The 12,919-nt window shown below is 57.4% G+C and carries 13 protein-coding genes; 5 read left to right on the plus strand and 8 right to left on the minus strand.

Annotated elements, in window-relative coordinates:
- The 5 genes from MPJ51_RS02305 to MPJ51_RS02325 all read left to right on the plus strand — a co-directional run.
- A partial coding sequence (locus MPJ51_RS02305; RefSeq protein ID WP_298381371.1) for a class II D-tagatose-bisphosphate aldolase, non-catalytic subunit occupies nt 1–235 on the plus strand: 235 nt, incomplete at its 5' end.
- A gap of 10 nt (nt 236–245) precedes the next feature.
- Nucleotides 246–1,325, plus strand: a complete 1,080-nt coding sequence (nagA, locus tag MPJ51_RS02310) for an N-acetylglucosamine-6-phosphate deacetylase (RefSeq protein ID WP_298381372.1) — start codon at nt 246–248, stop codon at nt 1,323–1,325.
- Between the two features lie 511 nt (nt 1,326–1,836).
- Entirely contained in the window at nt 1,837–2,991 is a 1,155-nt protein-coding gene (locus tag MPJ51_RS02315) for a hypothetical protein (RefSeq protein ID WP_298381373.1), read from the plus strand.
- 62 nt (nt 2,992–3,053) lie between these two features.
- Nucleotides 3,054–4,031, plus strand: coding sequence for an amidohydrolase family protein (locus tag MPJ51_RS02320; RefSeq protein WP_298381374.1), 978 nt, complete (start codon nt 3,054–3,056; stop codon nt 4,029–4,031).
- A 29-nt stretch (nt 4,032–4,060) separates the two neighbouring features.
- Nucleotides 4,061–4,915 carry an alpha/beta hydrolase gene (locus MPJ51_RS02325; RefSeq protein ID WP_298381375.1) on the plus strand — a complete coding sequence of 285 codons (855 nt, stop codon included), beginning with the start codon at nt 4,061–4,063 and terminating at the stop codon, nt 4,913–4,915.
- An 87-nt stretch (nt 4,916–5,002) separates the two neighbouring features.
- Here the strand turns inward: MPJ51_RS02325 and MPJ51_RS02330 are convergent, their stop codons facing one another.
- From MPJ51_RS02330 to MPJ51_RS02365, 8 genes are all read right to left on the minus strand, one after another.
- The gene (locus MPJ51_RS02330) at nt 5,003–5,614 is read right to left on the minus strand and encodes a YceI family protein (protein WP_298381376.1); all 612 of its coding nucleotides are present in this window, start codon (nt 5,612–5,614) and stop codon (nt 5,003–5,005) included.
- A 100-nt stretch (nt 5,615–5,714) separates the two neighbouring features.
- Nucleotides 5,715–6,506, minus strand: coding sequence for an alpha/beta hydrolase (locus MPJ51_RS02335; RefSeq protein ID WP_298381377.1), 792 nt, complete (start codon nt 6,504–6,506; stop codon nt 5,715–5,717).
- A 283-nt stretch (nt 6,507–6,789) separates the two neighbouring features.
- Nucleotides 6,790–7,749 (minus strand): LysR substrate-binding domain-containing protein, encoded by a 960-nt coding sequence (locus tag MPJ51_RS02340; RefSeq protein ID WP_298381378.1) that lies wholly within the window; start codon nt 7,747–7,749, stop codon nt 6,790–6,792.
- Nucleotides 7,750–7,927: 178 nt separating this feature from the next.
- A complete protein-coding gene (locus tag MPJ51_RS02345) occupies nt 7,928–9,241 on the minus strand; it encodes a TRAP transporter large permease subunit (protein WP_298381379.1) in 1,314 nt (437 codons plus the stop codon).
- 2 nt (nt 9,242–9,243) lie between these two features.
- Entirely contained in the window at nt 9,244–9,747 is a 504-nt protein-coding gene (locus MPJ51_RS02350) for a TRAP transporter small permease (RefSeq protein ID WP_298381380.1), read from the minus strand.
- 68 nt (nt 9,748–9,815) lie between these two features.
- Complete coding sequence (dctP, locus tag MPJ51_RS02355) at nt 9,816–10,793, minus strand: TRAP transporter substrate-binding protein DctP (protein WP_298381381.1); 978 nt, start codon at nt 10,791–10,793, stop codon at nt 9,816–9,818.
- Nucleotides 10,794–11,270: 477 nt separating this feature from the next.
- Nucleotides 11,271–12,614, minus strand: a complete 1,344-nt coding sequence (locus tag MPJ51_RS02360; protein ID WP_298381382.1) for an amidase — start codon at nt 12,612–12,614, stop codon at nt 11,271–11,273.
- On the minus strand, nt 12,614–12,919 hold a 306-nt coding region (locus MPJ51_RS02365), incomplete at its 5' end, for a hypothetical protein (RefSeq protein ID WP_298381383.1). The genes MPJ51_RS02365 and MPJ51_RS02360, both read right to left, overlap by 1 nt.

Genomic DNA, 12,919 nt, shown 5'->3' on the forward strand with positions numbered 1-12,919 from the left:
GCGCCTGCAACGGCATTTCGGATATGCGGACCGCATTCGGTACTATTGGCCCGAAGCCAAGGCCCAGCAGGCCGTATCCGCACTGTTCACCGCGCTGGGGCCGGATCGTCCGCCGACCCCCGTTCTGGAACAATGCTTTGCCCCCGAAATCATCGTGCAGGCCACCGGCCCGGATTGGGCCCACGCGCTTGTTGCCGCGCAGATCCAACAGGCGCTCCGCCCCTATTTCTTCTAAGCGAGCCGCAATGCGCTATTTGCACCCCAAAGCCCTGTTCGATGGTCAAAAGCTTCTGAACCACGCGGTTCTTGCGATTGAGGACGATATCGTTGTCGAGATTGTTCCGATCAGCGCAATACCCTCTGATACGTCGGTCGAACACCTCAACTCCCTGATCACGCCGGGCCTGTTCGATATTCAGGTCAATGGCGGCGGCGGTGTCATGTTGAACAACGCACCCACCCGCGACGGCGTCCGCCGGATTGCGCAGACGCACAATGCGCTCGGCACCGCATATCTTTTGCCAACGGTGATCACCGACCGGCCTGAGATCATGGAGAAGGCCGCGCAGGCCGTGGCCGCCGAGCTTGGCCAAAACGGCGTGCTGGGCATCCATATCGAGGGGCCGCATATCAACCCGACCCACAAAGGCACGCATGATCCGGCCTTCATTCGCCCCTTTGACGACAAAACGATGTCGGTTCTAGAGCAACTGCGGCAGGAGCAGGTTCCCGTGCTTCTGACACTTGCGCCGGAAACCGTCGAGCCGGGCCTGATCGCCCGCTTGACCGCGATGGGCATTGTCGTCTCGGCGGGTCACAGTGCAGCAACCGCAGAGGAAACCCGACGCGCCCTGTCCGAAGGGCTGCGCTGCTTTACGCATCTGTTCAACGGCATGCCCCCGATGACCTCACGCGCGCCGATGATCACCGGGGCTGCGATCAACAGCGCGGTCTGGTGCGGGATCATTGCCGACGGGCATCATGTGGATGACGACATGATCGCATTGGCCACCCGAGCCCGACCGGTGCCACATCGGATGATCCTGGTCTCGGATGCGATGTCCACGGTTGGCGGGCCGGATCAATTTGACTTGTATGGCGAAACCATCCGGGTTCAGGATGGCAGGCTGGTGAATGCACAAGGCTCTCTGGCTGGCGCGCATATCACCTTGGCCGGGGCCGTGACTCGAATGATTCACAATGTGGGCATTCCCATAAGCGACGCAGCCCGAATGGCGACAACAAACCCGTTTGACATGATGCAGCTGAAAAGACCCGAAATGACCGGCCAAACGGTCGGCACCTTGGGTCATATCTCCTTTTGAACCGGCATCCCATGCCGGGAACGCCAATTTAACGTTGGTCCGCGAATTATCCCTTGAAAGGTCAGATGATCGGAATCAATTTGTCTTTTTTGATGCCACTCTGAAATTGCGGTGAAAAGGGGCGGTGTTTACGCCAATTAATTGATGGCACCGGCTTTGGTCCGGGTCCATTTCAACCCCAGCACCATTTTCAAAGCGCGGCCATTCTTGCCGGTATCTTTTGAATCATTTCCAGCCAATCGCAAGTAATACTTTGTAAATAAAAAGAAATCTGTCAAACATGACGTTCAGTTATACGGCATGTTGATGATTTCATTATCTTTCCAAAAGGCGTCACGTTAGGTCTCCTAAACGCACGAACACTCTGCGGGCAAATATTCATTCCAAACCTCACGGGCTTGTGGCGACGCTGCAAGTCATTGGGAAAGGGCGCTTGGCTGCGCCCTGCGAATTCGCTCGTCAAAATTTACGGATGGTGCGCTAGGGACAGACCAAGGGAGGATCTCAGGTCATGAAATTGAGTACGCGCGGACTACTTGCACTGAGCGCGGCAATACTGGTGCCGGTGAGCGGTTGGGCTCAGGACGCAGATGAGGGTGAATTCCCCTTCGACTCCGACATTGAACGCAATCTTTCCGTTCCGGACGGCGAAGAAGTCGAAGGATATGACCCCGACAAGCCGTGGTCCCTTGAGGTCGAGCTGGAATACTTCAACAACAACAATACCAGCGACGACGAAGTTGAAGACGAGTATTCGGCGACCATCTCGGGCCGGTACTACTTCAACGAAAACATCTCGGTCACCGGCGTTCTGCTGGGCGCGCCCGTCGATGGCGACGGCATTTTCCCGGATGACTACGACTTCTACTTTGAAGAGCTGTATGCCGAATACGCGACCGACGCGTTCACGCTGTTTGGTGGTAAATACAACCCGATCTTCGGCATCGGCTATGATGACGCGATCAGCTTCCTGTACGGTGCCGAATACTTCTTCGGATACGAACTGGTAGAACGGCTGGGTGTCGGTGGTGCCTACAATTTCTCGGATTCCGCCGGGGGATCGCACAGCGTTGGCGCCAGCGCGTTCAGACTGGACACCACCGCCCTTGCAAAGACCTTCTTCAAAGGTATCCAACTGGCCGATCGGGCAGATGGCGGGCTGAGCAACACCAGCGGTCTGGAATCCTACAACGTATGGCTGCAGGGTGACGATCCGTTTGGTTACGAGGACTCGCGCTACAACATCACCTATCGCTCGCAGAAAGGTGGTCTGCCCGGGGAAGAAACCGAAACCGGTTTCGCCATCGGCGCCAGCAAACTGTTCTCGCTGCCCAATGGCAACGCAATCGAAGCCTATGCCGAAGCAGTCAGCCTGGACAACTCGCTGGATGACGGTATCGCCTTTGACCAGGATTCGATCATGGCCACGGCAGCCTACCTGTTTGGTGATGACTGGGCAGCATCGCTGGGCGGCGGTTACCAGCGCATCCGCAACAGCTCGGATGTGACCGGCATAGCCAACGGAAACAACAACTTCGTCAGCGTTTCCATCGGCAAAACCTTTGCTGACAGCCTCTATGTAGAACTGGCCCACCAGCGGGCGGTTCAGGACGGTGCTCGTAGAAACCAGACAGGTATCTTCCTGTACTACGGTCTTGAGTTCTGATCACGGCAACCAACTCTGCGCGCAGGATCTCCTCCTGCGCGCTTTCACCAAAGGAGAACCCCTTGTCTAACAATGACATTCTGCAAGGCACCTCTGGGTTGATCGACGTTCACACCCATTTGCTGCCCTCCTGGTACACCGCGCGACTGGGTGAACAGGGCATGACAACAATTGGTGGTCGCAGCCTGTCGCAGGACCCTGATTTGCAATGGACCCCCGAGCGCATGCTGGAGTACAAAAACCAGTGTGGCATCGGCACGTCCATTCTTTCATTTACAGATCCCGGTGCTTCGATCGGGCCAAAAGACTTTTCCATCGCGCTGGCGCGCGAATGCAACGAATACCTGGCGAAGCTAAAACAGGATCACCCCGGCCGTTATGCGGCTTTTGCTGTTCTGCCGCTGCCGCATATCGATGAATCCCTGGCCGAGCTTGAATACGCTCTGGACACGCTCAAGCTCGACGGTGTCGTGCTGCTGTCCAGCTACAAGGGGCACTATCTGGGCGATGAGATTTTCCAGCCGCTCTTTGCTGAACTGTCACGCCGCAAGCTGCCGACCTTTGTGCATCCGGCACTGCCGAAATACGACCTTCCCCTGCCCTATTACCCCTGGATCATGGAGTTCGTGTTCGACACCACCCGCGCGGCGGTGAACATGATCCTGTCGGGGACGCTGGATCGTCATCCGGGCATCCCGATCATCCTGTCGCACGGGGGTGGCACGCTGCCCTTCCTGAGCTTCCGGGTGCAGTCGGCGGATATGATCCACAAGTTCAATCTGGAACGGGATGTCGTCGATTACCTGAAAGACTACTACTACGACACCACATTCTCGGCCGCGCCCTATGCGATGTCCTCGATGCTGGAACTTGTCGACACCGACCACATCCTGTTCGGCTCGGACTATCCGTTCGGCCCGGCCTGGCTGACCGATCACTCGGTCAAGGATCTGGCTGCCAATGACAAGCTCAGCCCCGAAGATATCGAGCTGATCCATCGTGGCAGTGCGCTGAAACTGTTCCCGCAGCTCGCGCGGTAACAGCGTTCAACGGGTAGAAGGAGAGGGAAATGGCCAAACTGTATCGGAACTTCACCACGCAGGCCGAGATTGACGTGCAATATGACGTCGAAAACTCGGTCCCGGATTTTTCGATCTACCTCAAGCATTTCGAAGAGAAGAATGCAGAGGCGATGTCGACGCTGAACCCGCAGATGAAACTGCGCTATGGCGAGACGCTGTCAGAGTACCTCGACTTCTATCCGGCCAAGGGGGAAAACCCGCCTTTGATGGTTTTCTTCCACGGCGGCTACTGGCGTATGCTGGCCAGTGAAGACTTTGCCTTTGCGGCTCTTGGGCCGGTGGCGTCGGGCTTTAGCGTGGCCAACATCAACTATACGCTGTGTCCGAATGTGACGATGGACGAGATTGTCCGGCAATCACGCGCTGCGATTGCCTGGCTGATCCGCAACGAAAATCTGAAGTTCGATCGCCGCAAGATCATTGTGGCCGGTCACTCTGCAGGGGGTCATCTGACGGCGATGTGCCTGATGACCAACTGGGAAGAGGATTACGGCCTGTCCAATGACTGTATCGCAGGCGGCATCCCGGTCAGCGGGTTGTTTGATCTGCGCCCCTTCCCCTACAGCTTCCTGCAACCGGCGCTGCAACTGGATATGGCTCAGGTCATGCGCAACAGCCCGCATTTCCACGTCCGTTCGGGCCTGCCGCCCATGCATGTGACATATGGCGGGGCGGAATCGACCGAGTTCCACCGGCAGTCCGAAGACTTCGCCGATTTGCTGGAAGAGGCTGGCAATTCGGTAACCCGATACGCCCAGCCCGGATGCAATCATTTTACGGCGATGGCGGAATTCGAAAAAGCCGACACGCCCATAATGAAAACTCTCCAATCAATGGTATGAAAAAAGCGGGCAATTGGCCCGCTTTTTTTATTCGGATAGAACCGACACAGTTCGAGGTGGGGCATTAATCTGCCCCACCATTTTTGTTTATTCACTCACCACCTGATGGAATTCGGCGTTGATGAACAGCATGACCTCATCGCTGGCCACGGGGATCAGTTGATCAAGACCAAAGTCCGAGCGATTGAAACGGGCGGTCCCCGCAAAGCCGATCACGGCACCGTCGGCGTGCTTGCGCTCGGGCAGTTGTCCGACAAGTTCCACCTCGAACGTCACAGGCTTGGTGACACCCATGAATGTCATGTCCCCTGTCATCTGCCCGGTATTGTCGCCAGTCAGTTCCAGATTGGTTGCCTTGAAATCGGCAGTCGGGAACTCGGCCGAGTTGAACCAGTCCGGGCCTGCCAGTTCGGCATCCCAGCTGTCCTCTTCAGGCCAGGGGAACCCGGTATCGACCGAAGCGGTTTTGACCGAGGCGGTCAGTTGGCTGTTGGTCGGCTCGGCGGCGTCCAGCTCCAGCGTGGCGCTGATGCCGGTAAAGCCTGCGAAGTAGTTGGAGATCCCGAAATGCTTGACCTTCCAGTGCAGGCTCGAATGTGTGGGCTTCAGTTCATAGGTGCCGCCGGGCACGGTGATGTCAGCCGCATATACGGGTGCGGCGGCCAAAGTACAGGCCAGAGCTAGGCTTTTCAGACGCATGGGTTACCTCCTGTTCGCGCGTAAAAAAAGGCCGTTGCCGATAGCATTTCGGCAACGGCAAAATGGGGTCAGGTTGACCCGACCCACGGGGAGTTCTTGATCAGCCGACGAAGTCGCGGACGGCCTCGGCATAAGCCTGCGGCGATTCCAGCGTCGGGAAATGCGACACGCCGGGCTGCAGACGGTAATAGGTAAACCAGGGGTTCGCCGCCGCGGTGTCCTTGTGCAGCGCCTCATATTCCTCGGTCGCGGGCTGCGAGAAGATGTGGGCCACGGGGCGCGACGGAGCCAGCGCCATGATGCGTTTCAGCGGGGTGTCCCATTCGTTGTGAACCGCTTCGATCACGCGGCAGGACCGCACCCACATTTCTTTGCCGTATTCTTCGAATTCCTTGTAGCAGTGATCGATCACATCCTGAGAGTCAGAACCACCAATCCAGATCTTGTAGAGATGGTTGCGAACATCGCTCCAATGCTCGTCGGTCTGACCCATCTTGATGCCGTCATGGAATTCCTGCGGCGGGCTCATCGCCCAGTCAGTCACGATGCAGCGCGGGATACGCTCGACCCCAAGTTTCTGCGCCAGGGCGATATTGACCCAGCCACCATGCGAGCAGGAAATCGGAACGGCCTGTTTGATGCCCTTCTGATCCAGCACCGCTGCCATATCCTCGATCAGTTCGTCGGCACCGAAATCTCCGTCATAGGCCAGACCTTCGCGGTGGCCACGGTAGTTCACCTGAAGAACGTGATAGTTTTCAGCCAGCAGCGGAATGACATGGCGGTACAGCCGGTCGTCCTGACACCATCCGGTCATCAGAAGCAGCGTCATGTCACCGGAACCGGCTTCCTGATATTGCAGGGTGTTGTTCCCAACTTGGATTTCTTTCACTGTCTTTTCCTTCGCGGTTTTCGGCTGGTTCAGCCACAGACACATCAGGTCTGTCATTCAGGGGTATCGCTGTGTCGTCACGCCGCGATCTGATCCGATTGGATCATCGCAGGTTTCGACCCGTTTCCTTGCTGTCAGATTAAAAGGAGATCACCCGCCTGCATAATGAAATCACAGCCGATCTGCATAACTGGATGGCAAGTAAATTCATGTAATCGGGATGCCTGATTTCCAAAATCGTCAAATGCCGAGGCTTGGGCATTTTTGTTTGATTTTCGGTTTCTCAGGTATTTTCATTTCCCAAACCATTGCCGCCTTTTTCGCTGGCGACGATTTGGTCCAATTCCTCGACAAAGATATCGCGAAGCTGATCGACCACCCGTTCTGACCGCCAAATGGCCACCAGCGGCCCTACCGACAAAGGCAGATCAAAGGGCAGAATGCGAAGCCCGCGATTGCGTTCCAGAGTGCGGGCCACGCATTCCGGCATCATCATGATGGAATCGGTGCGCAGGACAAGGCCGGTATTGATGGGCACCGACAAGGAAATCACCGAGGTTTCCGCCAGTTTCAGCCCGATCTCTGACACTTCAAGCTCAAGCTGCAGGCGCACGTAATTGTCTTTGGGCGGCAATACCCAAGGGTAATCCAGCAGGTGTTCGAAGGTCAGCTCTTCGGGCTCTTCCAACAAAGGGTGCCCGTTGCGCACCACCACCACGATGCGGTCGCGGGTAATGCCCTTGACCGAGTGGTGATCCTGCTGGGCAGTATAAGGATACCGCCCGACAATGACATCCAGTTGCCCCGCATCCAGCTTTTCGACCAGATCCTCCATCTTTCCGGTGTCGATCATCAAAGTCAGCCCCGGGGCCTTGGTGCGGGCCTGAATGATAGCGTCGCTGATAGCCTCCCAATCCGAGATCAGGGAAAACACCCCAAGGCGCAGCGTGCCCACATCGCCACGCAAAGTGGCCTCTAGATCGTCCTGCATCCGCTGGATATCGGCCAGCACGTTTCGGCCATGGCGAATGACGACCTCACCTGCGGGGGTCGGACGGGCGCCATAGGGGGTGCGGTCGAACAGGCGTTCGCCAATGTCTTCTTCGATAACCGTCAGGGCCTTGGAGATCGCGGGTTGTGTGATATTCAGCTTCTCGGCCGCGCGCAGCAGGTTGCCCATATCCGCGATGGCAAGAACGACCTGAATCTGACGCACCTTCAAACGAAGCCGAATGGGTTTCACGGGCGAACTCCTTTATCGCGGTCTTGCCACACGCGTCAGCTTAGCTTGCTGCGGTGAATTTGACAAAAACCAGTACTGTGGCGCAGATGGCAGCCCGCATCCGGGCAAGGGCTGTAGCGCATAAAGAAAAGGTGGCGATTTGATTGTCGCCACCTTTCATCGGGTTTCTGCAGGTCGGTCAGAACATCACCTGAACCGGCCAGGTCACAATCTGCGGGAACAGATACAGGATCGCAATTGCCAGCACATCGCAGATGATAAACGGCATCGCGGCCTTGTAGATGTCATTCATCGTGGTGCCACGCGGGGCCACCGCCTTCATCACGAACAGCGCACCCCCCAATGGCGGAGAGGTCGAGCCGGTCTCGATCGCGACCAGATACATGGCCGCAAACCAGATCGGATCATAGCCGAACTGAATGACCACCGGCACGAAAATCGGCAATGTCACCAGCATGATCGGCAGCGGTCCCATGAACATGCCCAGGAAGATGACCGTCGCGATCATGACCAGAACCACAGGTCCGGGGCCAAGCGGCAGGTTGATGATGGTCTGGACCATGCCTTCGGTCGCGCCGGTGAAGGCCAGGATCTGAGTAAAGGCCACAGCACCCGAGACGATAATCAACAGCATGACCGAGATATTGGCACTGCCGAACATCGTCTTGCTGAGGGCGTCCCAGCTTAGCCGCCGTTTGGCGGCGGCCAGCAGCAGGGTGGCGACCGCGCCAGTGGCTGCGGCCTCGCTGGGCGTGGCGATGCCCATGAAGATCACACCAACAACCGAGAAGATGATGACACCCAGCGGCACGATGTTGATCGCCGTGGCGGACAGTTTCTCGGACAGCGGCACCGGCGGCACGTCAAAGGACGGCGCGACATCGGGCTCAATGGTGCAGCGGATCAGAATGTAAGCTGTGTAAAGAACAGCCATCAGTAGGCCCGGCAGGATGATCGCGATCAGGATCTTGCCGATCGACAATTCCGCAACCACGCCCAGAACCACCGCCAGCGAGCTGGGCGGGATCATGATCGCCAGACCCGCGGAACCCAGAATCGGCCCCAGCGACATCGGCTTTTTATAGCCGCGCTTTTCCATCTCTGGCACCAGCGACGACCCCAGCAACGCAATCGAACCCATCGAGTTGCCGGTCAGCGTGGAAAACAGCACACCACCGCCAACAGCCATGAAGGCCAGTCGGCCCTTCAGCTTGCCGAACCACTTGTCGATTGTGTCCATCAGGTCGATGGCGATCTTGGACTGGAACATCGCCTCGCCCATGATCATGAACAGAGCGACGGGAACCAGCGTGAAGGTCGAGAGCGAGTCGATGATGTTGACGACCAGTTGCTCGACCCCGTTAAAGCCGCCGAACAGGAAATACGCACCGACGAGGTTGACCGCCAGAAAGGAGAACGCGACCGGAAGGCCCAGCATCATAAGGAACAGAAGCGACCCGACCACGCAGGCAATAACCCAATACCATTCCATCTTCAGAACTCCTTCGATTGGGTGGCGGCGCGGCAGAGCTTGTCGATGAACTGCAAGGCCAGCAGCAGCATGACCGGCGCGAAGACTATGGAAATCCAGAATTTCTGCGGCGCCATGACCGAGGCCTCGCGCACACCGGTTGCAAACTGGTCCAGGACGACCAGCAGCCCGGCATATGCCAGCGCCAGACACAGCAACCCACCCAGAAGCGAGTTGAAAATCGCCAGGATTCTGCGGGCTTTTGGACGAACTGAGTCGTAGATCAGGTCAATGGCCACATGCTGGTTCTTTTCCAGCAAGTAAGGCGCACCCAGGAAGGTCAGATACACCAGCGCGTATTCGGCAACCTCGATCACCCACAGGCGCGAAACCCCCAGAAAGGTGCGCGACACGACCTCAAAAAAGATAATCAGCGCCACGACGGCCAGGACACATGCCCCCAGAATGGCCAAGATCAGGTTTATTCGGCTTAGTATCCGACAGCTTCGTTCGTATAATTCCGGCATTGCAGGGTCCTGTCTGAACAAAGGGCCGGGCGTTGCCACCCGACCCTTCGATTGGCTATTTCAAAGACTTATTCAGTGAGCATCTTACGCAATTCCGCGGAGACCGCAGGATCGATTTTGTCACCAACGCTTTGCCAACCCGCGTCCGAGATCAGTTCGAGATATTTCGCCTGTTCCGCCTCGGGCATGTCGTAGAACTGATAACCCGCCGATTCCATTTCCTGGAAAGCGCCGGAAATGGTTTCGTCCCAGCTGGCGTCGATGCGCGGGGCCAGATCATCGCGGACGAAGGTCACGATCCGGTTCTGCAGATCTTCTGGAATCTCATTCCAGGCGTCCTGGTTGACCACGGCATTAAATCCACCTTGGAAAAAGCCCGGCGTCACAACCTGCTGGACAACGCCCTTGAACTGTTCGCCTGCACCGATGGTGCCAAATACGAAACCGTCGATCGCGCCACGCTCCATCGCGGTATAGATTTCACCCATCGGCAGCACCAGAGGCGATGCGCCCATAGCCTCGACAGCTGGTTGAACCGTCGGGAAGGCACGAATGCGCAGGCCCTTCAGATCATCAATGGATTCAATCGGCTCGCGCAGATAGAAATGGAATTTGACGTCCGAGGCCGGGATGGTGCCGATGTAAAACAGGCCGCTGCCGTCATGCAGTTCCTGAATCTTGTCGATGAAACCCGATGCATTCACCGCATCATAGGTGGAATTGGTGAAATAACGGGTCTTCGCCTCGGGGACCAGACCGGCATAGAAGCTGGGATCGGTAAAGGCGATATCGATGGCGCCATTGCGGGCCGCCTCGGCCTGACCGAACATCTGAATGACTTCGGGACCACCGCGCCAGTTGATCTGGAATTCGCCTTCGAATTCCTCGTTGATCTCGTCGATGAACATCTTGAAACCATGCGACAGAGCATGGGTTTTTGGGGTCATCGAAACCGCGTTCATGGTGATCTCTTCTGCCGAAGCCGCCAGCGGGGCCATCGTCATTGCGCCCACAACGGCGAATGAGGACAGAAGGTGTTTCATCATCGACATATTGCTCTTTCTCCCTTGGTATGGATTGGGCAGTACGTTTGGCTGTGTTCGTGTGCCCGGCTCGATCCCTCCGAGGTCAACCGGCAGGGAAGTTTGAAGACTGTGCTGGCGTCATCGGGTGGCGCGCCCCTTATCATCCGCCCGGGCGCGTCGGGATGATCCAGCACAGAGTTTTCGCCAAACGGGTCTCCCTTGGTATCGGTCGGCGAAAACTTGACCTGTATCTGAATTGAGAGATTACCCAGCATGACAGATGATTGATAATGAAATGGCTGCCCTGCCGTATAACCAACTGGTTCTTTCCTCCGCAAAAGTGGGGTTTTTACCCTGTTTTGCCGTTTCTACAGGCAAAACATCGACGCTTGCCGGTACAGGCTGTACTGGCCCGGGTCCACAGAGTTTAGACAAATTTAACAATTTGTAATGTTAAATGCATGTTTTCCCGATCCGGGCAGAATCAGGGAAACTCTTCTAGGTTGAAACGCAGCGTTCCACCGCTCGGGAAAGGGCAAGCAGCGCCTCGTCATCGCCCGACGGGGCAATGATCTGCAGCCCTGTTGGCAGCCCGCGCTCAGCTTGCGACCCCCCGATGGGAATCGAGATTGCCGGGACACCTGCCAGATTGAAGGGCGAGGTATAGGCCATCAAAGCCTGCCGTTCCGATCCGGTCCAGTCGTCGATCTGGATTTCATTGACCCCACGGGGCGGTGCCACGCAGGGGCATGTCGGCATCATGAGGAAGTCATAATCTTCGAACAGCAATTCGAGTTCGGATTGGAATTCCCATGTCCGAACCCGCGCAGCGGTCAGGTCCGAGACCGATTTCGACTGCGCCAGCGCCACGCGTGACGAAGTTTCGCGCAGATAGGTTTCCTTGATGAATTCCTGATCGTGCAGCGCGCTGTGATGAACACCCGCTTCGATCAGAACGGTGTCGGCAAACGCGTCGAACAGCCCTTCAAAGATCGATGTGTCCGTGATCGCCTCTAGCCGGCCCAGAGAGCCCAGCTTGGTCGTGGCGTCGATAAAGCTGGCCTGTACGGTTTTGTCCGTCGGCACCGGCGGCAATGCCTCGATCACGCCGATCCGCAGCTTGCCATCCAGCTTGCCGCGCACGATTCCGAAGGCGGCGGCCAGGGCCTCGATATCGGCCACGGTCGCGCCCAGTATGCCCGGGTGATCCAGAGATTTCGACAGCGGAAAAACCCCTTGCGAGGATAACCGTCCGTAAGTCGGCTTGAACCCGACCGTACCGCACAGGGCAGCCGGAATGCGGACCGAGCCGCCCGTATCGGTTCCTAATCCGGCGCTGACCGCGCCATAGGCGATGGCCGCGGCCATGCCGCCGCTTGACCCGCCCGGAACGCGCGAGGGATCAACGGGATTCTTGGTGTCACCAAAAGCCTCGCTGGCTGTGGTGACACCCCAGGCAAATTCATGAGTGGTGGTCTTGCCCAGTATGATTGCCCCGGATTGACGCAGGATTTCGACAACCCGCGCATCCCGGGTGGGGATGTTGCCGACAAAGGCTTGCGAGCCATAGCGCGTCTCGCATCCGGCCGTGTCGATCATGTCCTTGACCGCGATCGGCACCCCTTCCAGCAGACGCGGCCGCCCCTCGCGGTAGCGCCGATCACTTTCGGCAGCAGCCGTCAGCGCCCGTTCGGTATCAAGCTTCGAAAAGGCATTGATGTCCGATTTGCAACGCTTTGCACGCTCTAACGCGTCGCGGGTCAATTCAACGGCATCGACCTCTTTCTCACGCAGGCGCTGCAGGGTTTGCGCGACGGAAGTTGCGCGATCAAGCGTTGCCATCATTCCCAGATCGCACCCAACAGCGCATCCAGTTTTTCATGCGCGTTCTCGCCCAGATCGGCCACCTCGTTGGGATAGTTCTCGCGCAGCAGGCGCGAAACTTCGGGCAGGTTGTCCTTGCTCAGGCCAAAGGCGCCGATCTTGTCGGGCAGACCCAGCGTGGTCACCGCATTGGCAATACGGTTAGCCAGCGCATGGGCCGCATTGTCCCGATCTGCGGGCGCGACGAATCCGTCTAGCTTGTTGCCATACATCTCGGCGCAGGCGTGAATGACCGGCGCCAGAGCGATGCAGGATGTCGCACT

Origin of the sequence: Ruegeria sp., from assembly GCF_028066395.1 — a bacterium.
Taxonomy (GTDB): Bacteria; Pseudomonadota; Alphaproteobacteria; order Rhodobacterales; family Rhodobacteraceae; genus Ruegeria.

Excerpts from the sequence above, each read along its gene's own strand:
- MPJ51_RS02360 (WP_298381382.1), bottom strand. The coding sequence starts at position 12,614 with ATGGCAACGCTTGATCGCGCAACTTCCGTCGCGCAAACCCTGCAGCGC.
- MPJ51_RS02345 (WP_298381379.1), bottom strand. The coding sequence starts at position 9,241 with ATGGAATGGTATTGGGTTATTGCCTGCGTGGTCGGGTCGCTTCTGTTC.
- nagA (WP_298381372.1), top strand. The coding sequence starts at position 246 with ATGCGCTATTTGCACCCCAAAGCCCTGTTCGATGGTCAAAAGCTTCTG.
- MPJ51_RS02350 (WP_298381380.1), bottom strand. The coding sequence starts at position 9,747 with ATGCCGGAATTATACGAACGAAGCTGTCGGATACTAAGCCGAATAAAC.
- MPJ51_RS02325 (WP_298381375.1), top strand. The coding sequence starts at position 4,061 with ATGGCCAAACTGTATCGGAACTTCACCACGCAGGCCGAGATTGACGTG.
- MPJ51_RS02330 (WP_298381376.1), bottom strand. The coding sequence starts at position 5,614 with ATGCGTCTGAAAAGCCTAGCTCTGGCCTGTACTTTGGCCGCCGCACCC.
- dctP (WP_298381381.1), bottom strand. The coding sequence starts at position 10,793 with ATGATGAAACACCTTCTGTCCTCATTCGCCGTTGTGGGCGCAATGACG.
- MPJ51_RS02315 (WP_298381373.1), top strand. The coding sequence starts at position 1,837 with ATGAAATTGAGTACGCGCGGACTACTTGCACTGAGCGCGGCAATACTG.